26 protein-coding genes are annotated in these 25,991 nt (G+C 67.7%); 17 read left to right on the top strand and 9 right to left on the bottom strand.

Annotation, left to right across the window (positions count from 1 at the left end):
• The 8 genes from CTB96_RS09670 to CTB96_RS09635 all read left to right on the top strand — a co-directional run bounded on the left by CTB96_RS09670 (position 1) and on the right by CTB96_RS09635 (position 8,582).
• Positions 1 to 1,023 carry an ABC transporter permease subunit gene (locus tag CTB96_RS09670; protein WP_110126743.1) on the top strand — a complete coding sequence of 341 codons (1,023 nt, stop codon included), beginning with the start codon at positions 1 to 3 and terminating at the stop codon, positions 1,021 to 1,023.
• A 379-nt stretch (positions 1,024 to 1,402) separates the two neighbouring features.
• Positions 1,403 to 1,636 (top strand): glutaredoxin-like protein NrdH, encoded by a 234-nt coding sequence (gene nrdH / locus CTB96_RS09665; protein ID WP_110126721.1) that lies wholly within the window; start codon positions 1,403 to 1,405, stop codon positions 1,634 to 1,636.
• A 138-nt stretch (positions 1,637 to 1,774) separates the two neighbouring features.
• A complete protein-coding gene (nrdI, locus tag CTB96_RS09660; RefSeq protein ID WP_248283312.1) occupies positions 1,775 to 2,176 on the top strand; it encodes a class Ib ribonucleoside-diphosphate reductase assembly flavoprotein NrdI in 402 nt (133 codons plus the stop codon).
• Positions 2,177 to 2,211: 35 nt separating this feature from the next.
• Positions 2,212 to 4,317, top strand: coding sequence for a class 1b ribonucleoside-diphosphate reductase subunit alpha (gene nrdE, locus CTB96_RS09655; protein ID WP_110126742.1), 2,106 nt, complete (start codon positions 2,212 to 2,214; stop codon positions 4,315 to 4,317).
• 94 nt (positions 4,318 to 4,411) lie between these two features.
• Positions 4,412 to 5,386, top strand: a complete 975-nt coding sequence (gene nrdF / locus CTB96_RS09650) for a class 1b ribonucleoside-diphosphate reductase subunit beta (RefSeq protein ID WP_110126719.1) — start codon at positions 4,412 to 4,414, stop codon at positions 5,384 to 5,386.
• Positions 5,387 to 5,540: 154 nt separating this feature from the next.
• A complete protein-coding gene (locus CTB96_RS09645) occupies positions 5,541 to 6,926 on the top strand; it encodes an FAD-binding oxidoreductase (RefSeq protein ID WP_110126718.1) in 1,386 nt (461 codons plus the stop codon).
• Complete coding sequence (locus tag CTB96_RS09640) at positions 6,923 to 8,269, top strand: class I SAM-dependent methyltransferase (RefSeq protein WP_110126717.1); 1,347 nt, start codon at positions 6,923 to 6,925, stop codon at positions 8,267 to 8,269. Before CTB96_RS09645 ends, CTB96_RS09640 begins: the two co-directional genes overlap by 4 nt.
• A 25-nt stretch (positions 8,270 to 8,294) precedes the next feature.
• Positions 8,295 to 8,582, top strand: a complete 288-nt coding sequence (locus CTB96_RS09635) for a helix-turn-helix domain-containing protein (RefSeq protein WP_110126716.1) — start codon at positions 8,295 to 8,297, stop codon at positions 8,580 to 8,582.
• 116 nt (positions 8,583 to 8,698) lie between these two features.
• Here the strand turns inward: CTB96_RS09635 and budA are convergent, their stop codons facing one another.
• Positions 8,699 to 9,421, bottom strand: coding sequence for an acetolactate decarboxylase (budA, locus tag CTB96_RS09630; protein ID WP_110126715.1), 723 nt, complete (start codon positions 9,419 to 9,421; stop codon positions 8,699 to 8,701).
• 32 nt (positions 9,422 to 9,453) lie between these two features.
• The gene (locus CTB96_RS09625) at positions 9,454 to 10,377 is read right to left on the bottom strand and encodes a hypothetical protein (RefSeq protein ID WP_110126714.1); all 924 of its coding nucleotides are present in this window, start codon (positions 10,375 to 10,377) and stop codon (positions 9,454 to 9,456) included.
• Between the two features lie 137 nt (positions 10,378 to 10,514).
• Here CTB96_RS09625 and CTB96_RS09620 point away from each other — a divergent pair, with 137 nt between their 5' ends.
• The 3 genes from CTB96_RS09620 to CTB96_RS09610 all read left to right on the top strand — a co-directional run bounded on the left by CTB96_RS09620 (position 10,515) and on the right by CTB96_RS09610 (position 13,421).
• Positions 10,515 to 11,918 (top strand): protein kinase domain-containing protein, encoded by a 1,404-nt coding sequence (locus CTB96_RS09620; RefSeq protein ID WP_110126713.1) that lies wholly within the window; start codon positions 10,515 to 10,517, stop codon positions 11,916 to 11,918.
• 101 nt (positions 11,919 to 12,019) lie between these two features.
• Positions 12,020 to 12,580: a universal stress protein gene (locus CTB96_RS09615; protein ID WP_110126712.1), complete on the top strand. Its 561-nt coding sequence runs from the start codon at positions 12,020 to 12,022 to the stop codon at positions 12,578 to 12,580.
• A 199-nt stretch (positions 12,581 to 12,779) separates the two neighbouring features.
• On the top strand, positions 12,780 to 13,421 hold the full coding sequence (locus CTB96_RS09610) for a ScbR family autoregulator-binding transcription factor (RefSeq protein ID WP_110126711.1): 642 nt from the start codon (positions 12,780 to 12,782) through the stop codon (positions 13,419 to 13,421).
• A gap of 29 nt (positions 13,422 to 13,450) precedes the next feature.
• Here the strand turns inward: CTB96_RS09610 and CTB96_RS09605 are convergent, their stop codons facing one another.
• Positions 13,451 to 14,053: a TetR/AcrR family transcriptional regulator gene (locus CTB96_RS09605; protein ID WP_110126710.1), complete on the bottom strand. Its 603-nt coding sequence runs from the start codon at positions 14,051 to 14,053 to the stop codon at positions 13,451 to 13,453.
• 127 nt (positions 14,054 to 14,180) lie between these two features.
• On the opposite strand from CTB96_RS09605, the gene CTB96_RS09600 reads away from it, so the two are divergent.
• Positions 14,181 to 14,741, top strand: coding sequence for an NAD(P)H-dependent oxidoreductase (locus CTB96_RS09600; protein WP_110126709.1), 561 nt, complete (start codon positions 14,181 to 14,183; stop codon positions 14,739 to 14,741).
• A gap of 78 nt (positions 14,742 to 14,819) precedes the next feature.
• On the opposite strand, the gene CTB96_RS09595 is transcribed toward CTB96_RS09600, so the two are convergent.
• The 3 genes from CTB96_RS09595 to CTB96_RS09585 all read right to left on the bottom strand — a co-directional run bounded on the left by CTB96_RS09595 (position 14,820) and on the right by CTB96_RS09585 (position 17,664).
• Entirely contained in the window at positions 14,820 to 16,232 is a 1,413-nt protein-coding gene (locus CTB96_RS09595; RefSeq protein WP_181397216.1) for an NtaA/DmoA family FMN-dependent monooxygenase, read from the bottom strand.
• Positions 16,233 to 16,390: 158 nt separating this feature from the next.
• Positions 16,391 to 17,077 carry a TetR/AcrR family transcriptional regulator gene (locus tag CTB96_RS09590; RefSeq protein ID WP_110126707.1) on the bottom strand — a complete coding sequence of 229 codons (687 nt, stop codon included), beginning with the start codon at positions 17,075 to 17,077 and terminating at the stop codon, positions 16,391 to 16,393.
• A gap of 155 nt (positions 17,078 to 17,232) precedes the next feature.
• Positions 17,233 to 17,664: an organic hydroperoxide resistance protein gene (locus tag CTB96_RS09585; protein WP_110126706.1), complete on the bottom strand. Its 432-nt coding sequence runs from the start codon at positions 17,662 to 17,664 to the stop codon at positions 17,233 to 17,235.
• 112 nt (positions 17,665 to 17,776) lie between these two features.
• Between CTB96_RS09585 and CTB96_RS09580 the strand changes: the two genes are divergently transcribed.
• The 5 genes from CTB96_RS09580 (at position 17,777) to CTB96_RS09560 (ending at position 22,837) form a co-directional block, all read left to right on the top strand.
• Positions 17,777 to 18,325, top strand: coding sequence for a MarR family winged helix-turn-helix transcriptional regulator (locus tag CTB96_RS09580; RefSeq protein WP_219993244.1), 549 nt, complete (start codon positions 17,777 to 17,779; stop codon positions 18,323 to 18,325).
• Between the two features lie 48 nt (positions 18,326 to 18,373).
• Entirely contained in the window at positions 18,374 to 18,742 is a 369-nt protein-coding gene (locus tag CTB96_RS09575) for a GNAT family N-acetyltransferase (protein WP_248283311.1), read from the top strand.
• A gap of 79 nt (positions 18,743 to 18,821) precedes the next feature.
• Positions 18,822 to 19,235: an Hsp20/alpha crystallin family protein gene (locus CTB96_RS09570; protein ID WP_110126705.1), complete on the top strand. Its 414-nt coding sequence runs from the start codon at positions 18,822 to 18,824 to the stop codon at positions 19,233 to 19,235.
• A 174-nt stretch (positions 19,236 to 19,409) separates the two neighbouring features.
• A complete protein-coding gene (locus CTB96_RS09565; RefSeq protein WP_146215782.1) occupies positions 19,410 to 21,704 on the top strand; it encodes a carbohydrate-binding protein in 2,295 nt (764 codons plus the stop codon).
• Positions 21,705 to 22,072: 368 nt separating this feature from the next.
• Positions 22,073 to 22,837, top strand: a complete 765-nt coding sequence (locus CTB96_RS09560) for a M23 family metallopeptidase (protein WP_146215781.1) — start codon at positions 22,073 to 22,075, stop codon at positions 22,835 to 22,837.
• 68 nt (positions 22,838 to 22,905) lie between these two features.
• Here the strand turns inward: CTB96_RS09560 and CTB96_RS09555 are convergent, their stop codons facing one another.
• From CTB96_RS09555 to CTB96_RS09545, 3 genes are all read right to left on the bottom strand, one after another.
• On the bottom strand, positions 22,906 to 23,340 hold the full coding sequence (locus tag CTB96_RS09555; protein WP_110126703.1) for a CHY zinc finger protein: 435 nt from the start codon (positions 23,338 to 23,340) through the stop codon (positions 22,906 to 22,908).
• 136 nt (positions 23,341 to 23,476) lie between these two features.
• A complete protein-coding gene (locus CTB96_RS09550; protein ID WP_110126702.1) occupies positions 23,477 to 24,379 on the bottom strand; it encodes a DsbA family protein in 903 nt (300 codons plus the stop codon).
• A gap of 166 nt (positions 24,380 to 24,545) precedes the next feature.
• Complete coding sequence (locus CTB96_RS09545; protein WP_110126701.1) at positions 24,546 to 25,874, bottom strand: GNAT family N-acetyltransferase; 1,329 nt, start codon at positions 25,872 to 25,874, stop codon at positions 24,546 to 24,548.
• Positions 25,875 to 25,991 lie beyond the last annotated feature (117 nt).

Here is a 25,991-nt window from a genome sequence, read left to right as displayed (position 1 = left end):
ATGACCGAACTCGATCGGCCGGCCGCAGCACCCTCGCTGCTGTCGCGAATGAAGCCGAACCTGGAAACCCTGCCGACCCTGGCCGCTGTGGCGATCTTCGTCGCCATGCTCATCTACGGCGAGATCGCCTACGGGCGGATCGTGGCGTTCAGCACCATCTCGAACCTGCTGATCAACAACGCCTACCTGATCATCCTGGCGGTCGGTCTCACCTTCGTCATCCTCACCGGAGGGATCGACCTATCGGTGGGGGCGGTGATCGCCATCAGCAGCCTGGTCGGGGTGATGCTCGCCAACGCCGGCTGGAACCCGCTCGTCGTCATGGTGCTGATGATCCTGGTCGGCTCGGTCTTCGGCGTCGCCTCCGGGGTACTGATCCAGTACTTCAATGTGCAACCCTTCATCGCCACTCTCGCGATGATGTTCCTCGCCCGCGGGCTCGCCTCCATCCTCAGCACGACGCCGCAACGGCTCGAGGACGACTCGCTGATCCGCACCCTCTCCACCCAGTGGAAGGTCTACGACGGACCGAAGATCGACGACCTCGTGACCACGCCCAACGTGCTCATCGCCGCAGCTGTCGTGATCGTGGCCTTCTTCCTGCTGCACCGCACCCGGTTCGGGCGCACTGTGTACGCGATCGGCGGCTCCGAGCAGTCGGCCCTGCTGATGGGCCTGCCGGTGGTGCGCACGAAGCTGGCGATCTACATCATCAGCGGCACCCTCGCCGGGCTCGCCGCCGTGGTCTACACCTCCAAGCTCGGCATCGCGCAGAACATCACCGGGGTGGGCTGGGAGCTCGACGCCATCGCCGCGGTCATCATCGGCGGGACACTGCTCACCGGCGGCGCCGGCTTCGTGCTCGGCTCCGTGATCGGTGCCCTGGTGCTTGGGCTGATGAACGTGCTCATCACCCGTGACGGCGGCATCCCGCCGGAAGCGACGACCATCATCACCGGCGGTATCCTGCTCGCCTTCGTGCTGCTGCAGAGGTTCGTGGTCTCCCGCAAACGCAAGACCTGAGCGTGGCGACCGGGCGGTCTGCGACGCTCCCGACGCGCCCGGCGGCGGATTCCACAGGTCGAAAATCAGCAGCTGATTCGGCCTGTGGATAACTTCGTCTCTACCCGCGTGATTCTGCGGAGTTCGACCGTACCGGCCTGTTGACAACCGGTGGAATGTCAGTGGATAAGTACATAATTGTAATTCCCGCATGTAGTGGCTGTTCCCTTCCGGGATCACTAGATGTAGTATTGAAGTCCAAGCAATCGCACCACGCTTAAACCAGAACTTCGCACCTGTCGGGTGCATTTTCCAGCACATTTCCATTACGTCTTCACCACGGGTTTGCATAGTTTTGCCACGGTCCTGAACGACGAGAACGATACGAGAGGCCTTACAGATGGCAATCACCGTTTACACCAAGCCGTCCTGCGTGCAGTGCACCGCAACCTACCGCGCCCTGGACAGCAAGGGCATCGAGTACAACATCCTCGACCTGTCGGCCGACGAGAACGCACTCGAGGCCGTCAAGGCGCTCGGCTACCTGCAGGCGCCCGTCGTCATCACCGATGAGGACCACTGGTCGGGCTTCCGCCCCGACAAGATCAACGAACTGGCCGCCCGCCTGGCGTAATCAGCACCGCGCCTGGGGGGCGCCGACCGCACAACTCGCACGAAAAGGGGACCCATGCTGCTTCAGGCTGATTCCACTCGCGAGTCCACCGTCGGCTCGGTCGATGGAGTCACCGACGCCGGCGTTGACGCCGGCGACGTGGACATCGTCTTCTTCTCCAGCATCTCGGGCAACACCGCCCGGTTTGTCGAGAAGCTCGGTCGGCCCGCCGCCCGCATCCCGCTCTATCCCAAGGATGCGCCGCTCATCGCCCGGCGCCCGTATGTGCTCGTCGTCCCCACCTATGGTGGCGGCAGCCTGGGTCCGGCCGTTCCGCGCCAGGTCATTCGTTTTCTGAATGACGAGCGCAACCGCTCACTCATCCGCGGCGTCATCGGCGCCGGCAACACGAATTTCGGCGAGGCGTTCTGCCTGGCCGGGGACATCATCGCGCAGAAGTGCGGCGTGCCCCACATGTATCGATTTGAAGTATTCGGCACCCCGGACGACGTCGCCACCGTTCACGAAGGATTGGAAGAATTTTGGAAGCAACAGCCGTGAAGGTCACCCCGATCAGCCCGCCCTCCGGGCTCGACATGGACTATCACTCCCTCAATGCCATGCTCAACCTGTATGGCCCGACCGGGGAGATCCAGTTCGACAAGGACCGCGAAGCCGCCCGGGAATTCTTCCTGCAGCACGTGAACCAGAACACGGTGTTCTTCCACTCGCTGCGTGAGCGCCTCGACTACCTGGTGGAGAAGGAGTACTACGAGCAGGCTGTGCTCGACATGTACACCTTCGAGTTCATCACCAGCCTCAACGACCTGGCCTACTCGAAGAAGTTCCGCTTCCAGACCTTCCTCGGCGCGTTCAAGTACTACACCTCGTACACGCTGAAGACGTTCGACGGCAAGCGTTACCTCGAGCGCTTCGAGGACCGCGTCGTGATGACCGCCCTCGGCCTGGCCCAGGGTGACGAAGAGCTCGCGATCGCTCTCGTCGAGGAGATCATTGCCGGCCGCTTCCAGCCCGCGACCCCCACCTTCCTGAACTCCGGCAAGGCGCAGCGCGGCGAGCTCGTCTCCTGCTTCCTGCTTCGCATCGAAGACAACATGGAGTCCATCTCCCGCGGCATCAACTCCTCGCTGCAGCTGTCCAAGCGCGGCGGCGGCGTGGCCCTGCTGCTCTCCAACATCCGTGAGTCCGGCGCGCCGATCAAGCAGATCGAGAACCAGTCCAGCGGCATCATCCCCGTGATGAAGCTGCTCGAAGACTCCTTCAGCTACGCGAACCAGCTCGGTGCCCGTCAGGGCGCCGGCGCGGTGTACCTGCAGGCGCACCACCCCGACATCATGCGCTTCCTCGACACCAAGCGTGAGAACGCCGACGAGAAGATCCGCATCAAGACCCTCTCTCTCGGCGTGGTCATCCCCGACATCACCTTCGAGCTGGCCAAGAACAACGAGGACATGTACCTGTTCTCCCCGTACGACGTCGAGCGCGTCTATGGCGTGCCGTTCGCCGACATCTCGGTCTCCGAGAAGTACCACGAGATGGTCGACGACCCGCGCATCAAGAAGTCCAAGATGAAGGCCCGCGACTTCTTCCAGACGCTCGCCGAGATCCAGTTCGAGTCCGGTTACCCGTACATCATGTTCGAAGACACCGTGAACAAGGCGAACCCGATCCAGGGCCGCATCAACATGTCGAACCTGTGCTCCGAGATCCTCCAGGTCAACACCCCGACCACGTACAACGAGGACCTCTCCTACGACACCATCGGCAAGGACATCTCCTGCAACCTCGGCTCGATGAACATCGCGCTGGCCATGGATGCGCCTGACTTCGGTCGTGTCGTCGACACCGCCATCCGCGGGCTCAGCGCCGTCTCCGACCAGAGCCACATCGCCTCGGTGCGGTCGATCGAGACCGGTAACGACAAGTCGCACGCCATCGGCCTGGGCCAGATGAACCTGCACGGTTACCTCGCCCGCGAGCGGATCTACTACGGCAGCGAAGAGGGCATCGACTTCACCAACATCTACTTCTACACGGTGCTGTTCCACGCTCTGCGCGCCTCGAACAAGATCGCCATCGAACGCCAGACGGCTTTCGAGGGCTTCGAGAACTCGACTTACGCCTCCGGTGCCTTCTTCGACAAGTACACCGACCAGGTGTGGGAGCCGTCCACCGCCCGCGGCGCCGAGCTGTTCGCGAACTCCAACGTCGCGATCCCCACGCAGGCCGACTGGGCGGAGCTCAAGGCATCCGTCATGGCGCACGGCATCTACAACCAGAACCTGCAGGCCGTGCCGCCGACCGGGTCGATCTCGTACATCAACAACTCGACCGCGTCGATCCACCCGATCGCGTCGAAGATCGAGATCCGTAAGGAAGGCAAGCTCGGCCGCGTCTACTACCCGGCGCCGTTCATGACGAACGACAACACCGAGTTCTACCAGGATGCCTACGAAATCGGCTACGAGAAGGTCATCGACACCTACGCCGCTGCGACGCAGCACGTGGACCAGGGCCTCTCGCTGACCCTGTTCTTCAAGGACACCGCCACCACCCGCGACATCAACCGCGCCCAGATCTACGCGTGGAAAAAGGGCATCAAGACGATCTACTACATCCGTCTGCGCCAGATGGCCCTCGAGGGGACCGAGGTGGAGGGCTGCGTCAGCTGCGCCCTTTAGTCTCGTAGTAGGAAACGGTGGTCGAGCTTGTCGAGACCACGTACGCGAATCTCGACAAGCTCGATCAACGACGTATCACCAAGAGGAAATAATCATGATTGACAAGCTCAAGCTCGTCTCCCACGTTGACGCGATCAACTGGAACAAGATCGAAGACGAGAAAGACGTCGAGGTCTGGAACCGCCTCGTCAACAACTTCTGGCTGCCCGAGAAGATCCCGCTCTCCAACGACGTGCAGTCCTGGAACCAGCTCACGCCGGTGGAGCAGCAGCTCACCATGCGCGTGTTCACCGGCCTCACCCTGCTCGACACGATCCAGGGCACCGTCGGCGCCGTCTCGCTGATCCCCGACGCGATCACCCCGCACGAGGAAGCCGTCTACACGAACATCGCGTTCATGGAGTCCGTGCACGCCAAAAGCTACTCCTCGATCTTCTCGACCCTCGCTTCGACGAAGGAGATCGACGAGGCGTTCCGCTGGTCGACCGAGAACGAGAACCTGCAGAAGAAGGCGTCCATCGTGATGGACTACTACCAGGGCGACGACCCGCTGAAGCGCAAGGTCGCGTCGGTGCTGCTCGAGTCGTTCCTGTTCTACTCTGGCTTCTACCTGCCGATGTACTTCTCCAGCCGCGCCCGCCTCACCAACACGGCCGACCTCATCCGCCTGATTATTCGCGATGAAGCCGTGCACGGTTACTACATCGGCTACAAGTTCCAGAAGGGTCTCGAGGGCGCCACGCAGGAGCGCAAGGACGAGATCAAGGACTACACCTTCAACCTCATGTACGAGCTGTACGAGAACGAGGTGCAGTACACGCAGGACCTCTACGACCAGGTCGGCCTGACCGAAGACGTGAAGAAGTTCCTGCACTACAACGCCAACAAGGCGCTGATGAACCTCGGCTACGAGGCCATGTTCCCCAAGAGCGTCACCGACGTGAACCCGGCCATCTTGTCGGCCCTCTCGCCGAACGCCGACGAGAACCACGACTTCTTCTCCGGGTCTGGCTCCTCGTACGTCATCGGCAAGGCCGTCAACACCGAAGACGACGACTGGGACTTCTAGTTCCCCCGTTGGCCATCCGCTGACTCGTTGATTTCCGGACAAAGCACCCTCGTTCCAGCGAACGAAGGTGCTTTTTCCGTAAACGAGCGACAACCACTCGGGCTGTGGGCCTCTCGGCGTCGCCTCCAGCGCGGTTGCGGGCTACCGTGGGGGCGTGTCCGTTGCTTCAGCCGATACCCACGTCGCTCACGCCGAAGGCGTGCAGCGCCTCCTTGCAAGCTACCGGGCCGTGCCGGAGACGGAGCCGGTGCGGCTCGCCAAGCCGACGTCCAATCTGTTTCGAACTCGCACCAAGGCGCAGGGTAGGGGCCTCGACACCTCCGGGTTGACCGGTGTCATCGCGATCGACGCCCAGGGGCGGACGGCCGACGTGGCCGGCATGTGCACCTACGACGACCTCGTCGCCGCGACCCTTCCCGCCGGCCTGGCGCCACTGGTGGTGCCGCAGTTGAAGACCATCACGCTCGGCGGCGCGGTCACCGGTCTCGGCATCGAGTCGACGTCGTTCCGCAACGGACTGCCGCATGAGTCGGTACTGGAGATGGACATCCTCACGGGCACGGGGGAGGTGCTCACCGCGTCGCCCACCAAGCACGCGGATCTGTTCCGGGCCTTCCCCAACTCCTACGGCACGCTGGGGTACGCGGTGCGCCTGCGCATCGAGCTGGAGCCGGTCAAGCCATTCGTCGCGCTCCGGCACCTGCGCTTCCGCTCGCTCAGCGACCAGGTCACAACGATGGGCCGCATCGTTGAGACCGGCCGGCTCAACGGGGTGGCGATCGACTACCTCGACGGAGTGGTGTTCAGCGCCGAAGAGAGCTACCTCTGTATCGGCGTGCAGACCGACACCCCTGGTGCCGTCAGCGACTACACCGGCCAGCAGATCTACTACCGCTCCATCCAGCACGACAACGGCATCACGGATGACCGTCTCACCATTCACGACTACCTGTGGCGGTGGGACACCGACTGGTTCTGGTGTTCCAAGCCGTTCGGCGTGCAGGATCGACGCATCCGCCGGATCTGGCCGAAGCGCTATCGGAGCAGCAGCTTCTACTCAACGCTGATGAAATACGAACAACGGTTTCGGATCGGCGACCGGGTCGAAAAGCTGCGCGGTCGGCCGCCGCGCGAACGGGTCGTGCAGGATGTCGAGATTCCACTGGCGCGGTGCGGCGAGTACCTGGACTGGTTCCTGTCGACCGTGCCGATCGAGCCGATCTGGCTGTGTCCACTGCGCCTGCGCGCGGCCAACAGCGGCGGCTGGCCGCTGTACCCGATCACGCCGAACCAGACCTACGTCAACGTCGGTTTCTGGGGGACGGTGCCCATCGGGCGGCAGGAGGGCGAGACGAACCGGCTGATCGAACGTCGGGTCACCGAGCTCGACGGGCACAAGTCGCTGTACTCCGACTCCTACTACTCCCGCCAGGAGTTCGATGAACTCTACGGCGGGGACAGCTATCGCGCAGTGAAGAAACGATACGACCCTGACTCACGGCTCCTCGACCTCTATGCCAAGGCGGTGCAACGACGATGACCACGTTCAAGGACCGCTCGACAACGTCGACGCCGCCGGCGGATGCGGCGGGGAAACCGGGAACGGCGGGCAAGTTCTCCCTCGCCGAGGTCGTGGAGATTCTGGCCGGCGGCCGGTTGCCGCTCTTGTTCACTGCCTACGACGGGAGTTCGGCAGGGCCTCCCGACGCGTCGTTCGGGCTGGATCTGAGGAGTCCGCGGGGCACGAGTTATCTCGCCACCGGCGGCGGTGACCTCGGCTTTGCCCGCGCCTACATCGCCGGTGACCTCGACATTCGCGGGGTGCACCCGGGCGACCCCTATGAACTACTCAAGGCGCTCGCCGACAGCCTGGTTTTCACCCGCCCCCCGGCACGGATGATGGCCGACATCATCCGCTCTATCGGCGTTCGGCATCTGCGCCCGATAGCGCCACCGCCCGAGGAGGCGAGGCCTCGCTGGCGCAGGATCGCCGGGGGGATCCGGCACAGCAAGACCCGGGACGCCGAGGCAATCCACCACCATTACGACGTCTCGAACACCTTCTACGAGTGGGTACTCGGGCCGTCGATGACCTACACCTGCGCGTGTTACCCGCGTGGCAGCGCATCCCTCGACCAGGCGCAGGAGAACAAGTATCGTCTCGTCTTCGAAAAGCTGCGGCTGACACCGGGCGACCGATTGCTCGACGTTGGCTGCGGCTGGGGCGGCATGGTGCGCTACGCCGCCCGCCGCGGCGTGCGGGCCACCGGTGTTACCCTCTCGACCGAGCAGGCCGGGTGGGCGCAACGGGCCATCGCAGACGAGGGGCTGAGCGATCTGGCCGAGGTGCGTTACGGCGACTATCGCGATGTCACGGACACCGGGTACGACGCGGTGTCGTCGATTGGGCTGCTCGAGCACATCGGCGTTCGCAACTATCCGTCGTACTTCGGCTTTCTGCAGTCCCGGCTGCGGCCTGGCGGTCTGTTGCTCAATCACAGCATCACGCGGCCCGAGAATCACCACCGGCCCCAGGCGCGCGGATTCATCGATCGCTACGTCTTCCCCGACGGCGAGCTCACCGGATCGGGCCGGATCATCAGCGACGCTCAAGACACCGGCCTGGAGGTGCTGCACGAAGAGAACTTGCGGCAGCACTACGCGATGACACTGCGAGACTGGTGCGCCAACCTCGTCGAACACTGGGACGAGGCCGTCGCCGAGGTCGGCCTCCCCACCGCGAAAGTGTGGGGCCTGTATATGGCTGGATCACGGCTCGGGTTCGAGAGCAACGGCATTCAGTTGCACCAGATACTCATGGCCAGGCCCTATCAGCATGGCGATGTCGGCGAGTTGCCGTTGCGGCCGTGGTGGACGCCTTAGGCCGACGTGCACGTACGCTGGGGGAATGCCACGGACCATGCGCCAGAAACCGAACGAGTTGGTGGCCGCGTGGCCGGACGGACCCGCGAGCGATGCGATCGGGGAGGTCGCCCGGCTGTTCGCGGCGAACCTGCGCGCAGCCATCGGGGCCAAAAGCATCCGCAGCGCCGCCGAGGCCTGCGGGATGAACCACGCAACGCTGATCGGCATCCTGGAGGGCCGGGCGTGGCCGGACATGGAGACCATCGCCAAGCTCGAGCGCGGGTTGGATGCGGCGTTGTGGCCGAGGCACCGGGCCGGGCGCAGCCGCTGATCGAGCTCGTCGAGATCCCGTGACGTGCTTCAGAGGTCGGCTCACCGGCTCTACACAAGCTCGACCAGCGAGACGGGCGCGACCATCCGCTGATCGAGCTTGTCGATCCCGCGAGGTCAGCGGTGGTTCTCGGTCTGTTCGATCTGGTCGGCGAGATCGTCGGGGCTGAGGTCGGCCTGCTCGAACTCGGCGGTGAGGGGCAGCTCGAGGTGCAGGTCGGTGCCGATGCAGATCTCGATCGTGCCAGACACGAGGGCGAAGTCGAGCACGTGACCGCCGTGCTGATGGGCAGCGTCGATGTAGTGCACGTGCCCGCCGGGAACCCCGATGCCCTGGCCGTAGAGCGGGGTGCGGAAACCGGCGACGACGCCGCTGGACCGGCCGAACTCCAGGGTCTTCTCACCGCGGATGGCCTCGGACATCGGTTGATACGGCTTCTCCTGCCGTTGGACGGCGCGCACCCGCACCCACTCGAACTCGCCGGTAAGCCGCACCGCGTAGAGGTAGTTCGCCGACTCGAGGGTGGCGTTGATGAGGGCAACGGCCTCGTCACGACTGGTGGGTGCGTCGACCGGGATCGTGACCGTTGGCACGAACCGGGTGACCACCGCGAACGGGCTGAGGTCGCTCGCATCCGCGGGGATGACGGTGCCGTCCACCCGCATGCGGTAGCAGACGCCGTCGAGGATGAGCATCTCGCCGTCGAGGGCGTTGAAAGTGCCCAAGCCGAAATCGCCGTGCTCGAGCAGGGTGGCCACGGTGGTGTCGCCGTCGTAGATACCGTCGAGCAGGGCGCTCATGAGGCTGGTCTGGTAGACGAGGTGACGGTCGGCCGGCATGTCCACGATGGGTCCTTCTCTTCGGGGTGAGGTCAGATCGAGGGGATCAGCTCGGCCGGCCGGCACGGCTGGCCACCGGTCAGGTTGAGGCAGGAGCCGAAGACCTCGGGAAAGGGGTCGGTATCGCCCGAGCCGAACCAGGCCGTGTAGAACAGCCAGAAGTTGAGATTGCCGTGGGTGGAGCATCCGTCGCCGTCACTGTCGGGGTCGGCAAGGGCGGCCTCGTTGGGCTGATACGGCGTGTAGTTGTAGAGGTTGGCGGTGGCCTGGTTCTGGATGTCGACGGTGCTCACACCGCAAGCCTCGTCGGGGTTGTACCCCACCTCGACGTCACCGATCTGGTAGGTGCGGTCGGGCTCCTGGGTGTACTGCCGGAACTGCCAGGCCGCGTTGTAGACCTGGTTGAAGAAGCCAAAGTAATCCGCATCGCAATCAGCGGTGTCGGGGCAGCCGTAGCCGGTGGCGCGCAGATAGCCGGACTCGGTGGGCCGGCTGAGCAAGGACTGCTCCTTCTGCAGCAGCACCAGCAGCACCCGCGGGCTGATGCCGCAGGCCGTTGCGACCTTCTTGATGATGGTGCTGGCGTGCTCGTTCTCAGCGCCCCGGTAGGCATCGCAGTGGCCGGCGCCGGCATCGGGCTGGTCGGCGGTGCTTTCCCGGTACTCCCACAGGCAGGGCGACGAGTCGGTGCGGATGCAGCTGCGCGACTGCAGGAAATCCTGGATCTCGGCCTCGGTCATGGCGGCGGAGTTGAAGAAGTTGTAGTCGCTGAGGATGCGGCCCGGTGCGAAGGCGGCGAGGTCGATGGTGTCGGTGGCAACCGGTGTGGTCGGTGCTGCCGCCGACGCGGGTTCGGCGCGGGCCGCCGCACCGATCAGGGCGGCACCGCCCAGGCTGACCACGAGAACCGCAATCGTCGCGAGCGCGGTCAGACGGTGGCGCGCGAAGAACCTCATTGTTCGACCCTAGCGAAGCTGCGTGCATGCCGGGTGGGAAGACGGCCAGCCGGCGCCGCGGCTGCTACCAGGCGGGCATATTTCCCCAGCGTTTTCGAGGTCGGATTGATAGACTTGAAGGTCGGGAAGGATTGGCCATGGACCTGCTGCAGAACCGCGGTAAGAACGATCTCCTCCGAGGTCGTTATCGGCTGCTGGAACTGGTGGGGCAGGGCGGCATGGGCGCCGTCTACAAGGCCACCGATGAGTTTCTCGGCCGCAACGTGGCCATCAAGATCTTTCGTGCCACGGCTATCGACCCGGCCGATGTGCGCCGCCAGGAGGACGAGGTCAACATCCTCGCCTCGCTCAACCACCACAGCCTGGTCACCCTGCTCGACGCCGCCGTTGACCGCAGCGACCCGGCCGAGCCGCACATCTACCTGGTGATGGAACTGATCGAGGGCGACGACCTGCGCCGGAAGCTGGTGAGCGGCCCACTGCCGGTGCGACAGATCGCCCAGCTGACTTACGACCTGGCCGAAGGCCTGGAGTACATGCACGAGCGCGGGGTGGTGCACCGCGACGTCAAACCGGCGAACGTGCTGCTGGTGGACTACAACGGCGACGACTCCCGCACCCGGGCCAAGCTCACCGACTTCGGGGTGGCGCTCCTGGCCGATGAAGCTCGGAACACCGCGGACGGATCGGCCACGGGCAGTGCACACTACATGAGCCCCGAGCAGGCTCAGGGAAACCCGGTGGGGCCGCCCAGCGACGTCTACGCGCTCGGACTCGTGCTGCTCGAGTGTTTCACCAGCCACCTCGCCTTCCCCGGTTCGGCCGTGCCGTCTGCGCTGGCCCGACTGATGAATGATCCGGAGATCCCGGACGGTGTTCCGGAGGAGTGGGCCCAGCTGATCACGGCGATGACGGCGCGGGCGCCCGAAGACCGCCCGCTCGTGCCCGATTTGGTGCGGGCGCTACGCCAACTCATCATCGATGCCGACGGCCGACACCGGTTCGACCTGCGAGCCGGCGCGGCGGACGCCGATGACGAGGACGGCCGGATGAACGCGGTGCGGCGGTATGACCTGCTCGACACCCCGCCGGACGGCACCTTCGACCGGATCACCGCCCTGGCCGCCCGGATCTTCGACGTGCCGATCGCGCTGGTGAGTGTGGTCGACCACGACCGGATCTGGTTCAAGTCAAAGCACGGCCTGTCGGTGGATCACATCGACCGCGATGCGGGCCTGTGTGCCTCCGCCATCCTGGACAACGAACCCTGGGTGGTCACGGATGCCCGGATCGACCCGCGCGCCCTGGCGAACCCCCTCGTCGCCGGGGAGATGGGGCTGCAGTTCTACGCCGGGGTGCCGTTGAGGACCCGGGATGGTTACAACCTCGGCACCCTGTGCGTGATCGACCAGGAACCGCGGCAATTCTCGGAGAGCGAGACGGCCAGCCTCGAGGACCTCGCCGCGATGGTGATGAACGAACTCGAGTTGCGCCTGGACAGCCGGCAGGCCCTGCTGGAGCATCTCGCCCTGCAGGATTAGCAGCCCCGTTCCCGATTCCTCTTCCGGCCGGGCGCCCCGGGCGGTTGAATGGGATCGAACCGTCAACGTCGGACGCGCCGGCTGCACGGTGGGAGGTCATCATGGATGCTGACACGGCTAGCGGCCAGGGCGCCGACAGTGTGGCGGAGCCGCCGCGCGGACCCTCGAGCGACGCCGCAGCGGTGCGCGCCGAGGCCGCCGATCAACCGGCACAGCAGCCCGGACCGCGCACGGGCATCGTGGTCGGGCATGACGGCTCGGCCTATGCTGAGCGGGCGTTGGAGGTGACCCTCGATCTGGCCGACGGGCTCGGCGTGCCGGTGACCATCGTGCGCGCCTGGACCATCGACACGGCTCCTCGCCCGGCCAACTGGGAATTCGGGTACGTCTGTTCGTACTCCGACTATGCCGACGCGGTGACGCAGAAGCTCACCCGCGACACCCGGGAGGCCCTGGCCCGGCATCCGCAACTCACGGTGGAATTCCGGGTGGTGATGGGCGGTCCGGCGAAGGCCCTGATCGAGGTTTCGCACGGGTCGAGGATGCTCGTGGTCGGTTCCAGGGGCCGCGGCGGCCTGGCCGGCATGCTGCTCGGCTCGGTAAGCGAACAGTGCGTGCGGCACGCCGACTGCCCCGTGCTCGTGGTGCCGCCCCGGGCCTGAGCCGGCCGGGTGCACGGCGTGAGGGCCGGCTCAACGGAGTGCGGTGATGCAAGCGTTGTCGGCCGGGAAAACAGGTTCCCCCCGGATTGTTCGCCCGGCCTCCTCAAAGCATACCAAACGGTATGATTCGATTGAAGACGAGGCCGGAATCGGTCCAGGTGACGCGCCTCGGGGCGCCCGCTCCGGCTCGAGGAGTTCCATGACCCAGCAGGCTCGTGCCGTTGAAACCCGCGCGGTGATCATTCGCGCCGCCGCCGCCGTCTTCACGGCGCACGGCTACGGCGGCACCTCCATGGCCGACATCTGCGCGGCCGCGGACCTGACCAAGGGGGCGCTGTACTTCCACTTCGCGTCCAAGGAGGCGCTGGCCCTGGCGATCGTCGACGCCCAGCACCAGCGCGCCATTGCCCTCGGAGACGAGCTGCTGCACAGCGACCAGCCCGGGCTGGAGGTGCTGCTGCGGCTGTGCTTCGAGCTCGCGGTGCAGTTGCGCGAAGACCCGGTCTCGCGCGCCGGCATCCGCCTCACCCTGGAATCCAGCAGCCTGACCGCACCGGTGGTGACGCCCTACGAGGAGTGGATCGCCGCCTGCGACCTGCTGCTGCGCCGCGCCATCGCCGACGGTGATGTGCGGGCCGACACGGATGTCGAGGCCGCAGCCCGGTTCATCAGCCCCGCGTTCACTGGTGTGCAGGTCGTCTCGGACGTGCTGACCGGACGCGCCGATCTCAGGCAGCGCGTGATCGAGATGTGGTCGTTCGTCTTGCCGAGCCTGGTCGTGCCGGAGCGCTGGGCCGTGCTGCGGACGTTGCCGCAGGAGATGGCCGACGCCTGGGGGTAGGCGGCAGTGCTGCGAGTCAGCGCTGCGGGTCAGCGGCTGCTGAATGCCTGGAGCATGTAGCGGCCGAAGCGTTCAGAGGCCGCGGCGGCATCCTGCCCGGCGTGCTGGACGACGCCGTGGTTGGCGTCGGTGATCAGGAGCAGGTCGGAATGGCTGAATCCGTCGCGCAGCAGGCCGGCCTGTTGCGCGGCCCGCACCAACGCCTGCGAGGCAGCGATGGAACGGCGATGATGTTCCTGGAATGCCGGAGACGTCGCCTCCGGATCCCGGAGCAGGTCGCTGAAGGCCAGATCCTTGGCCTGCTCGCCGACGAGGAAGAGAACGTGCTCGCTGAACGCCCGCCACGGATCGGAGCAAGCCAGGGCCGCCATCTGCTCGGCGTGCTCGGCGAACTCGCTCATCTTGCCCTCGAACAGGGTGTCCAGCAGGGCCTGCTTGGTCGGGAACCGCCGGTAGACGGTGCCGACGCCCACCCCGGCGAGATGGGCGACGTCTTCGAGCGAAACATCGGTGCCCCGGCTGGCGTAGGCCTTGGCGGCGGCGCACACGATCGACTCCCGGTTGCGGGCGGCATCGGCGCGCAGGGCAGGGGGAATCGTCGATGGTGCAAGCGTCGGTGCTGACCCGGTCATAAAACAATTCTACGACTTAGTGGAATAGTTTCTCCGGTTCTCGGTTGGGCTCAGTGTGGAAGGTTGATTCCACTTAGGCGCCGGAGCGGCATCCGCCCTGCACCCGAGAACCAGAAAGAGAACCCAAATGACTGAAATCCTCGTCCTCGTCGGCAGCCTTCGGGCCGGATCGACCAACAAGCAGATCGCCGAGACTGCCGTGCACAACGCCCCGGAGGGTGTCTCCCTCACGGTGTTCGACGGCATCGCCCACCTGCCGTTCTACAACGAGGACATCGACACCGAGGCAGCCGTGCCGCAGTCCGTCGTCGCCTTCCGCAGTGCGCTCAGCGGTGCCGACGCAGTCCTGGTGATCACCCCCGAGCACAACGGCACCATCCCTGCTGTGCTCAAGAACGCCATCGACTGGGCGTCGCGCCCCTACGGCGAGAGCCAGATCATGGGCAAGCCCGTCGCCGTCATCGGCAGCGCGTTCGGCCAGTTCGGCGGCGTCTGGGCGCAGGACGAGGCCCGTAAGGCCCTCGGCATCGCGGGAGCCTCCGTGCTCGAAGACATCAAGCTGGCCATCCCCGGTTCCGTCGTGCGCTTCGCCGACGTGCACCCGAAGGATGACGCCGAGGTCGTCGAGCAGCTGAACGAGGTCGTCGTCGGCCTCGTCGCCGCCGTGGGCACCGCCCAGGCCGCGTAACCCAGCGCACCTGCGTGACCGCGGGCCCGTCACCGATGAGGTGGCGGGCCCGCGGTCGTTAGTGGTGCGGACGGGTCGTTACGGGGCGAGGACCGCGGCGGGCGGGGACACCCGGAAGCGGGCGCCCCGGTGGTCGGCGGCCAGGTGCGGATCACCGGATGCGGTGAGCTGCTCCCGCAGGGTGCCGGTGGCGGCGACTGCGGGCATCCGGCCGCGGCGGCGCAGTTCCGGCACGACCAGGGCGGCGAAGTCTTCGAGGTCGGCCGGGTCGAACACGGGCTCGAGCAGGAAGCCGTCGAGGTCGGTGTCGTCCATCAGCGCCTCGAGCTGGTCGGCGACCTCGGTGGGGCTGCCAACCACCTCGAACCCGCGGGTGCCGCGGCCGCGGAGCTGGTCGAGGATCTCCCGCACCGTCGGGGCCGGGCGCCCGTCCGTGCCCAGGAACCGGTCGATGTTGCTCTGGCCCATCTGGCCGGCCGGGCCTGTGCCGTTGTTCATCTGGCTGAGCGGCAGGTCGGGGTGGAGCGCGAGCAGGTCGATACCGGTGTTGCCGGCGTAGAGCACGGCCACGACCTCGTCGGTCTGCAGGTCATCGAACTCCTGGCGCAGCGCCAGCGCCTCGTCGTGGGTGGCGGCGACGGTGATCGTGACGCCCACCATCACCCGGATGCTCTGCGGGTCGCGGCCGTTCTCGGCGGCGCGGGCGCGGATGTCGGCGACGTTCGCCCGGGTCTGGTCGACCGTGGTGCCCTGCACGAACACGCATTCGGCGTTGCGGGCGGCGTAGGCCCGGCCGCGGGCCGAGGTGCCGGCCTGGAAGAGCACCGGGGTGCGCTGCGGCGACGGGTCGACGGTGAAGTAGCCCGACGACCGGAAATGCTCGCCGGCATATTCGATGCGGTGGAGCTTGTCCGGGTCGGCGAAGACGCCGGCGGTCTTGTCGCCCACGACGGCGTCGTCTTCCCAGCAGCCCTCCCACAGGGTGAGGGCCAGGTCGACGTATTCGTCGGCCTGGTCGTAGCGGGCGTCGTGCTGGGTCATCTCGGTGTGGCCGAAGAGCTGGGCGACGGTGTTCTGCGAGGCGCCGGTGACGATGTTCCAGCCGACCCGGCCCCCGGTGAGGTGATCGAGGGTGGCGAACCGGCGGGCGGTCTGCACCGGGTGGTCGAGGCCGGTGGAGGAGGTGACCACGAAGCCGAGCCGTTCGGTGAGGTGGGCCAGGGTGGGGATGATCAGCGCCGGATCGAGGGCGGGGAAATTGATGCCGCCGCGCACGGCGAGGTCGGGCAGGTCACCGTCGATGGCCGGGAAGCCGTAGCCGTCGGCGAAGAACAGGAAATCGAAACCGGCCGCATCCAGCAACTGGGCGATGTGGATCCAGTGGTCGAGCTCGTGGAAGCGCAGCGACTCGCTACGGGGGTGCGGCCAGCTGAGGGTGCCGCCAACCTGTGGTCCGGCAACTTCGAACACGCCCAGGTGCATCTGTTTCATGGTGGGGGAGTCCCTGTCTGTCGGTGGGCCCGGTCGGCCCTCTCTTCCGATTGAACCAAATGGTTCATTGGGTTGTCCAGCCACGTAACAGACTCTTAACATGCCGGCTGGTTGCGTCTCCCGGGTGGGCCCGGTGCGACGGATGGGCCGGCCGCGGGTCAGCGTGAGCCGGCTGCGGCCCGGTCCTGGTGCACCCGTGCGAGCAGGGCATCCGTGCCCCGCCGGGCGGCCTGCGCCACAATGCCGGGGTCGCCGGCGCCGATCAGAGTGGCTTGCAGCCCGCGCCAGAGCGCCACGATCTCGTGGCCGAAGACCAGGGCGTTCTGCGGCGGTACACCCTCGGCCGCGATCGCGGCGGCCACGTGGTCGGCCCACTCGGTGCCGATGGTTCCGAGCAGATCGGCATACCGCTCCTGCTCGAACCCGGCGAGGCCGAAGACCTGGAAGAAGAGGCGGTGGAACGGCAGGTTGGCCGGGTCGGCGATCGTGGCCCACGCGGCGTGCAGGCGGGTGTCGAGCGGCACCGCCGGATCGTCGACGCCGACCAGGAACGCCTGCATGCCGGGGAAGCGCGTCTCGGCGGCGTTCAACGCCGCCACGATGATCTCTTCCCGGCTGGCGAAGTAATAGAGCAGCATCCGGTTGTTCGAGCCGACCGCGTCGGCGAGCCGGCGCAGGGTGAGGTCAGCGATGCCGTGCTCGAGCACGTAGTCGACGATGCGGCCCAGCAGGCGCTCGCGCCGGTCGGCCGCGCCGGAGCCGGGCGCGGCGCCCCCGGTGGTGCCAGCGGCGGATGCGGCGTCGCCCGCCCGACCGGCAGGGCTCCCGGCTGCGCTCAGTGTCATGACTGGAACGCTAGGCCCTTCGCGGCCGCGGGGCCAATCGCGGACGGCGGGCTCGCGCGTCGCAACTGTTCCCCGTGCGGACAATTGCGGCCGGCGCACCGGCCGCAATCGTCCGCTTCGGGAACAGAACCGGGAACGGAACCCGGGGCGGCGGGTCAGTCCTCGTCGGTGACGACGCTCAGGACCACGTTGATGTTGCCGCGGGTGGCGCGGGAGTAGGGGCAGACCGCGTGCGCGGCTTCCATCGCGGCCTGGGCGGTCGCGGGGTCGGCGCCCGGGATCTGCGCCTCGATGGTGACCTCGAAGTCGAGGCCGGCGGCCATGCTGCCGACCAGGTTGACGGTGAGGGTCACGGCTGACTCCGACACGTCGATCTTGTTCTGGCGCGCGGTGGCCTTGAGGGCGTTGTGGAAGCACGCGGCCCATCCGCTGGCGAAGAGCTGCTCGGGGTTGGTGCCCGGCCCGCCGTCGCCACCCATGTCCTTGGGGATCGACAGGTCGAGGTCGAGCTTGTTGTCGCTGGTGACGACCTTGCCGGTGCGGCCACCCCAGGAGGTGGCGGATGCGGTGTAGATGGCGTTGGTCATGATTGTCTTCTTTCGGGTAGAGCGGAGGACACTGGACTTAGGGCTCGGATCGAGCCCGTCAAGTGCTTCGTATTCGAAACAACTGTCTACCCACCGTAACGGAGAAGTGACTATGGGAATTCCCGAACCGTCCGCGTCCATGTCGGCGGACGAGATGCGCGGTTGGGTGGCCCTGTTCGAGACGTCGAACATCGTGCAGTACGCGGCCGACCGTAATCTGCGCGACACCGTCGGCCTCACCCTGGCGCAGTTCGAGATCCTGCTGCGCATCGCCGAGAGCGGCGCGGATGGCCGCCGGATGACCGATATCGCCGACGCGCTCACGGTCTCCCGCAGCGGGTTGACCTACCAGGTGGGGCAGCTGGAGAAGAAGGGGCACGTGCTGCGGCAGCCGGCCCCCGACGACGACCGATCGGTGATCGCCAGTGTGACGCCGGCCGGACTGGACGTGCTGCGCGCGGGCATCCCCGGGTACGTCGCGCTGGTGCGGGAGATGCTCTTCGACCGGCTGAGCCACGCCGACCTGGTCACGGTGACCGACATTCTCGACGACGTGCGCCGGCAGCTCAAGGAGCAGCCGAAACGGTCGACCTTCCGGCGCGCCCGGCCCAAGGTCGACGCGGCCGATGTCGAACCAGCCGCGGCCGGCCTCGCCGAGTAAGGCGGCATCGGGGCTTGCATCCTTCGGTCGGCTTGGCAGACTGGGGGGATGACTAATGCATCGGATGCCGGCGCCGAGAACGGCACCATGGAGACCCGCACGGTCGAACTCGTGGAGGATCAGCGCCGCTATGTGCTGCTGCTCGACGGTGAGCGGGTGGGGTACACCACCTACGCCGACCACGACGGCCAACGGGTGTTCCTGCACACCGAGATCGATATGAACCAGTCCGGCAAGGGCCTGGCCTCGACGTTGGTGGCGGCCGCGCTCGCCGACGTGCGTGCCCGGCAGCTGCGGGTGGTGGCGATCTGCCCGTTCACGGCCTCGTACCTGCGCGGACACCGGGAGTGGGACGACATCGTCGACCCGCTGACCCCGCGGTTGAAGGCCGACCTGCGCGCGGCGCAGCTGCTCTGAGTCGCGCGTCTCCGGGCCGCGGGGCGGCGAGGGCAGGGGTACTCTGGCCCGCATCAGACCCGATCCAAGGAGACGCATCATGGCTGGTGGAGTATCGCGGCGCGATCGATTCGAGTTGCCCGACTCGGTGCGACGCTTCTTCGAGGGCGACTGGGAGTCGCCCGCGCTGCGCGTGGAGGAGTACCAGGACGGCAACACCCTGGTGGTGAAGGCCGAGCTGCCGGGTGTCGACCCCGACTCCGATGTGGAAATCTCGGTGGCCGACGGTGTGCTGCACATCCAGGCCGAACGCAAGGAAACGACCGAGCACAAGGACAAGCACGGCTACCGCACCGAGTTCCGGTACGGAGCGTTTGCCCGGGACATCTCGCTGCCGAGCGGAAGTAAGGATGCCGACGTGTCGGCGACCTACCGCGACGGCGTGCTCGAGGTGCGCGTGCCCCTCGCGGAGCGCAGCGAGAGCCGGTCGAAGATCCCCGTGTCGCGCGCGTAAATCGCCGCCGGCGTGGCGCGTGGGCGCCCGCGAGGGAGCCGGATTCACCGAGGTGCCCCGCTGCGGACGAGGTGCCCCGATGTGCCGGGGCAGGTCGTCCGCAATCGGGCAGGTCGCGGTCGAGGGTGGCCGGCTGCCCTTGACAACCCGCACCTTAACCGGTTTAGTGTGCGCATGACGTACAACGATGTTCGATCAGCAGAATCATGCCCCCTCACCCCTGCGACCCTGGCTCAGCCCCAACCCGCGCACTCCGGTGCCGCGTTGCCTGGTTCCGTCAGGGCCCGCCCGCGCCGGGCGAGCACCGCCCTCGCGGCCGTTCTCGCCGTGGCGCTCACCGCGGCCGGCGCGCTCGCCGCCGCGCCGGCATCCGCTCTCACCTCACCCGCCTCGAGCGCCGTGAGCACAGTCGCCGCGGACGCCCCACTGACCAACCTCAGCCATCTCACCTTCCTGCTCGACACGGTGCCGCTGCCGGTGCTCGCCGGGCACACCACCTACCAGGCAGCCGAGCAGCCCACCGCCGAGGCGCCGTGGACCTACGCCGACCAGAACGACGACGGCAGCTACACCCGCATCGGCGGCGGCACCCTCGACCCCGCCACCAATGAATGGAGCCAGGGCGCATACAACGCCGACGACATCGCCCGCACGGCCGTGGTCTACCTGCGGCACTGGCAGCAGACCAATGATGCGACCAGTCGCGAGCACGCCGTGCAGACCCTCCGCTCGCTCACCTACCTGCAGACCACCGACGGGCCCAACGCCGGCAATGTGGTGCTCTGGCAGCAGCCGGATGGCAGCTTGAACCCCAGCGCCGAGCCGGTCGAGCTGCCCGACCCGAGCGACTCCGCCGAGTCGTACTGGCTCGCCCGCACTGTCTGGGCCCTCGGTGAGGGTTACGCCGCCTTCGCCGCCGACGACCCAGAATTCGCCGCCTTCCTCGACGAACGGCTCGGCCTCAGCCTGGCCGCGCTCAACGCCCAGTCGCTCGGCGACTACGGCAGTTACGACGTGGCCGACGGCGTGAGCGTGCCGGCCTGGCTGATCTCCGGCGGCGCGGATGCGTCGGCCGAGGCCGTTCTCGGCCTGGCCGCCTACGTGGCCGCCGGGCCGACCGGACCCACGGCTCCGGTGGCCCGCACCGCGCTCGAGCAGCTCAGCGAGGGCGTGGCCCTGATGTCCTCCGACGCCGCCGCGCCGGCCGCTGCCGGCGACACCGCCCGCCCGAAGCCCGGTTCCGCACCGACCACCACCGCCGGCGCCGCGGGTGACTGGCCGTTCGGGGCGATCCTGCCCTGGACCGGGTCGCAGAGCCTGTGGCAGGCCTGGGGCGGCCTGGCCCCGGCGGCCGTGGCGGAGGCATCCGTGGTGCTCGACAACCCGGATCTGCTCGCTGCCGCAGTGCAGGACACCGCCCAGTTCACCCCGCAGCTGCTCGCCGCAGGTGGCCCCGACAACGCCTGGTCGCCCACCCCGGGCGAAGCGCAGATCGCCTACGGCGTCGACTCCCGGCTGCAGAGCCTGGTCGCCACCGCCGACGCGGCCGACGCCCCCGGCCTGCTGAACCTGGCCGCGATCACCGCCGGCTGGTACTTCGGCGCCAACCGCAGCGGGCTGCCGGCCTACGACCCGGCCACCGGTACCGCCGTCGACGGAATCGAGCGGGACGGCCGGGTGAACCCCAACTCCGGCGCAGAATCCACGATCCACGCCCTGTTCTCGATGCTCACCCTCGACGCCCACCCCGACCTCAAGGCCGCGGCGCTGGGCATCGACGAGACCGTGTCCACCGCCGGCCTGAGCGTGATCGAGGCCGAGACCGGCACGATCACCGGTAGCGGCAGCGTGAGCACCGCGGAGTCCGCCTGGACCGGCGAGGCCAACTGGTCCGGCGGCGCCTACGTGACCCTCGCGGCTGGTGACAGCCTGAGCATCCCGGTGCCCGCGAGCGACCAGCCCCGGCGGGTGCATCCGATCGTGAACCAGGTCGTCGAACCGGCCGAAGCAACGGCCTGGACGGCGCCCGGCCGGAAGGGCCAGGGCAAGCACGGCACCACCCAGCTCGGCGAGACCTTGAACGGCGACGCCGGCGAGCAGGGCGTCACCGAGGCGCCAGGCAGGCTGCTGCCGCTCGCGCTCTCCACAGCGCTGCCGGCCCGCGCAACAGTGGTCGTCGGCACGACGGATGGGGCGGCGCAGGTGGACGCGCTGCTGATCCAGCCGCTGATCTCGACCGTCGCCGTGACCGGCCCGGCCGGGGACTCGACGCTGTACGTGAGCGCTGACACCCGGGACACCCAACGCCGCATCGACGTGCCGCGGGGTCAGCGGCTCGTGCAGCAGGGCTTCGATGCCACCGGGCAGGCCATCGGCGACACCAACCGCGGTCACGGGTCGGAGCGGAGTGGCACCGTGTTCATCGCCGCCGGCGGCTTCACCCAGGTGCACTTCGAGGCCAAGCGGTAACAGCGGCCGCGAGCTGCCCTCGTACGGACGAACTGCCCCGGTGCGCCGGGGCAGCTCGTCCGCACCCGGGCAACTCGCGATCCGTTGCGTTTGCATGCACGCACACGGTTTACTCAGATTATTGACATATCGTCATCTTGTTGTTCTCGGAGTCGACGATGTCGCCGGGCAGCAGCAGGATTCCATCCGCCGGGCCCGTGGGGCCTGACGGCTCCATGCCCGACTCGGGCCGGACGCCTCCGGGCCGCCGGCGAGTGCACCCTCTGAGGTCTTGTGGATCCGCGCCCTGATCCCGCCTCGACCGGAAAGCACCGTCATGCCCGCCTGTATTGCCAACACCCTTGCCCGCCTCCTCTCCGGGGAGGCCTATGCGGAAGCGTAGAACGGGTTTCGTCGCGCCGCCGTCGCGCCGCCGACAGGCCTCCGCCGTCACCGCCATGACCCTGGTCGCCATGCTCACCACCATGGGAGCACTGCCCGCCCAGGCCGCCTACCTCGACACCGACGGCGCCACCCGAACCCTGGCGGAGCCGGCACCGGCGCTGCGCCAGGCTGCGCCCGAGCAGAGCCTCACCGTGACCGCGCAGGCCCCCGTTCCCGTGCAGGTCGACAGCTACACCGCCACCGAGATCGTGGTGCCCCCGCCCGTCGCGGTCGCTCCCGCCGCCGCGGCGGCGCCCGCGGCCGTCGCCGGGTCGGGCTCCGCCGTGCGCTGGCCGTTCCCCGGCGTCACCCGGATCTCCTCGAACTACGGGCCTCGCTCTGCGCCCTGCGCAGGATGCTCCACCTTCCACGACGGCCTCGACATGAACCCCGGCGTCGGCACCCCGATCGGCTCGATCGCCGACGGCGTGGTGAGCTCCGTCACGAACTTCGACGATGGCGGCCTCGGCGTACACGTGCTGGTCGACCACGTCGTCGACGGCCAGAAGATCACCAGCACCTACGGGCACATGCTCGAAGGCTCCATCACGGTGAGCGAGGGCGAATCCGTGGTCGCCGGCCAGCAGCTCGGCAGCGTCGGCAGCACCGGTCAGAGCACCGGTCCGCACATGCACCTCGAGCTGCACCTCGACGGCGTCACCGCCGTCGACCCGTACGGCTGGCTGACCGAGCACGCGGGACCGATGTAGCCCACCCCCACCCGACAGAAGGCGCCCGGTGCATGAATTGCCGGGCGCCTTTTGTCGTGCTGCCGGAGTCAGGCGGGCGGCGCGGGAACCTGGAAGTACAGGTGGGCGTGCAGCCGGCATCCGTCGTTGAACGCCGAACTGCAGCGCGGGCAGGCTGAGACCGAGCGGTACTCGTCGATGGTGAGGGTGCTCCCGCAGGCGCCGCAGAGGATGGCCGGCTCGGCCCACTCCGCCGGCGCCCACTGCTCGGCCGGGTGTGACTCCGTCTCGGTGTGGCACTGGAAGCACGGGTAGAACCGCCGGCAGCAGCGGAATTCGATCGCCACGATGTCGGTCGGTCCGTTGTAGTGCACGCAGCGGGTGGCGTCATCCACGGTGGCACCGTGCACGAGCGGCCGGGCCGCGTGGCTCCCGGCGGTCCTGCCGTTGGTCGCCGCGCCGTCCGTTGCGCCCGTGTCACCGGTCGGTCCAGCGGTGGCGGTCGGCCGAGTGTTGTCGTGCATCGGGTGTCCTCCGCGTAGTGAGCCGGTCCGGCAGGGTCGGGCTGACAACTGTGGCCGGTTCGGACTTCTGCGCCCGGCGTACCGGCAACAGTTGTCCGCACCGGCCACAGGAGCCGAGCGGGATGCGAGCGCCGGGTTACTCGCCGCTGTCGGTGGAGTCGTCAGCGGTGGCGGTGGCCTGCTCCATCACGAACGCCTCGAACGCCGCAGCGTCGTCGAGCGCACCGGTGTACTGCACGCCCTGCACCAGCACGGTGGGGGTGCCGGTCACGGCGGCGAGTTCGGTGTTGGGCAGCGGGCCCTTGAGGGCGCGGTCGGTGGCGTCCTTGACCCAGCCGCTGAAGGTCTGGTCGGTGATGCAGGTGGCGACGGCCTCGTCCGTCACGCCGGCATCCTGAACCAGGCTGACCAGTTCGTCATCGGTGAGTCCGCTGGTGCCCTCGGTGGGTTGGCTCGCGAAGAGGGCGCTGTTCACATCGAGGAAGCTGTCGGGCTGGTAGTTGGCCACGCAGGCGGCGGCGTTGGCCGACCGGGTGGAGTACTTGGTGCCGTTGGAGGACTGGTCCAGGATCGAGATCGGGTGCGTCTCGAGGGTGATATTTCCGGCCGTGAGCCAGCTGGTGAGCTGGGCGGCGTTGGTGGTCTCGAACTGGTTGCAGTACGGGCACAGGTAGTCGAGGTACACCGTGATGTTCACGGTGTCGGTGAGCGCGCTCACGTCGGTGGCCACCGGCTCGGCGTCGGCGGCGGTCGCCGCGGTCGGCACGGCGGAGATGGTGGTGCCGTCGCCCTGCATCAGCACGCCGTCACTGGCCATGTTCAGCGGGCCGGGCGAGGGCGGTTTGACGCTGCCCACGATCAGGACGGCCACGATCGCGGCGATGGCCACGAGCGCCAGGCCGATGCCGCCGCGCAGGAACAACTTGTTGCGCTTCTCCCGCTTCTTCTGTTCCTCCCGCATCAACCGGGCGCTTTCGCGCGCGGTTTCGCGTCGGTCCTTCTTCGGGGGGAGCGGCTGGCCTGGGGTTTGTGCGTTCATGGACTGCGTTTGCCGTTTCGTCGAGACAGATTGTCACCTCGACGGTATCGGCCGAAACCATGAGGTCGATTGTCGGGTGCTGTGAGCCAGCTGGGAGGATCGATGTCGCGGGCCCAGAACGAGCCTACGACCACAACTCCGGCCGCGAAACCAGGGCCGACCGGCCCTAGAACCAGGTGCTGAGGTGTGGTGCGTAGGCCGAGTGCAGCGCCGTGTCGAGGCGCACGGCGGCATCCGGGGTCAGCTCGGTGATGCGCCCGGCGCGGGCGAGGTCGACCGCACTGGTGCCGCCGAGGTAGAGCGAGGCCAGGTCGGCCGCCGAGAGGGCCACTTCGACAGCGCCGACCGGGGCAGCGGCATCCAGCAGCGGATGCGCCTGCCCCGACCCGTCGGCGGCCACGGTGAGCAGGAACCGGCCCTGGGCGAAACTGAGGTCATCGGTGACGTCGAGCAGGTACTGGCCGGGCGCGGTGTAGCGGCGGGCGCCGAGCGCCGCCGGAACGTCGAGGATGCGCAGCCAGAGGTGGTCGCGTTCGCTGGTCTTCCGCACGGCCCGGTGATCGGCCACCTGCCAGGCCACCGGCTCGGAGATGCTGCGGAGGGGCGCGGAGATCTCGTTGACCATGTCCATCTCCACCAGGAATCGCCAGAGCGCGGCGTAGGCGTCGTCGGTGGCCGCGACGAGGTCGACGAGCTTGAGCTGGCCGGGCTGGCTCACGTTCTGCAGCGCGATCTCGTAGAGGGCGAAGCCGGCGATCTCACCGTTCGCATCGTCGTACCGCACCGCCCGGATGCCGCGCTTGCGGGCCTCGGGTTCGTTCGGCAGCAGGCCCAGGGTGCGCTTCCACCAGATCTCCCGGCGGTCGACCTCACCGGGGGAGCGATCGCGGGTGCGGTCGAAAACGGCGGGGCCGTCGGCGAGCAGCGACTCCGGGCTGACGAACTGGATGCGGCCGGCGGGGGTGGGGCCGGTCCAGCGGGCGCGGCTGGTGTCGACGATGTAGGCGGACTGGCGGGCGGATGGGCCGAAGCCGTAGCGACCGTAGATGGTGGCCTCAGAGACCGTGAGCATGGCCATCGGCAGGCCCAACCGCACCGCGGTGCGGAGCTCGCCGGTGAGCATGGCCCGCGCGATGCCCCGACGGCGATGGGTGGGGGAGACCGTGACCGAGCTGATGGCGTAGCTGGGCAGGGTGGCGCCGCCGGGAACGGTGAGTCCCATCTCCCAGGAGCGCACTGTGGCGACGGGGGTGGCGGGGTCGGCCTGCGAGGCATCCCAGACGCCGGTGACCCGGTCGGTGGCGATGTCGTCGACCTGCACGGTGAGCGAGCTCTCGCTGGGGGTGATCTCGTGGAAGCCGCGGGCATCCGCCAGCACCCACACGGCGAGGGCCTGCTTGTCGGCGGCGTCGAGCACGGCCAGGCTCAGGCCACGCTCCTCGAGTGCGGCGGCGGATTCGGGGTCGACGGGCACAGCGGCGTAAGCATTCACCATTCCAGCCTACTCAGGCGGTTCTGCACAGCGGATGGGAGTGACTCACGGCGCGCAGCGGATGCTGGGACGAGCGCGGGCCGCGAGCGCGGGGCGCGGGGCGCGGGCCCAACGCGCGGA

Source organism: Cryobacterium arcticum (genome assembly GCF_003185895.1).
Lineage (GTDB): Bacteria > Actinomycetota > Actinomycetes > Actinomycetales > Microbacteriaceae > Cryobacterium > Cryobacterium arcticum.
This window is presented reverse-complemented; position numbering and strand designations above follow the sequence as displayed.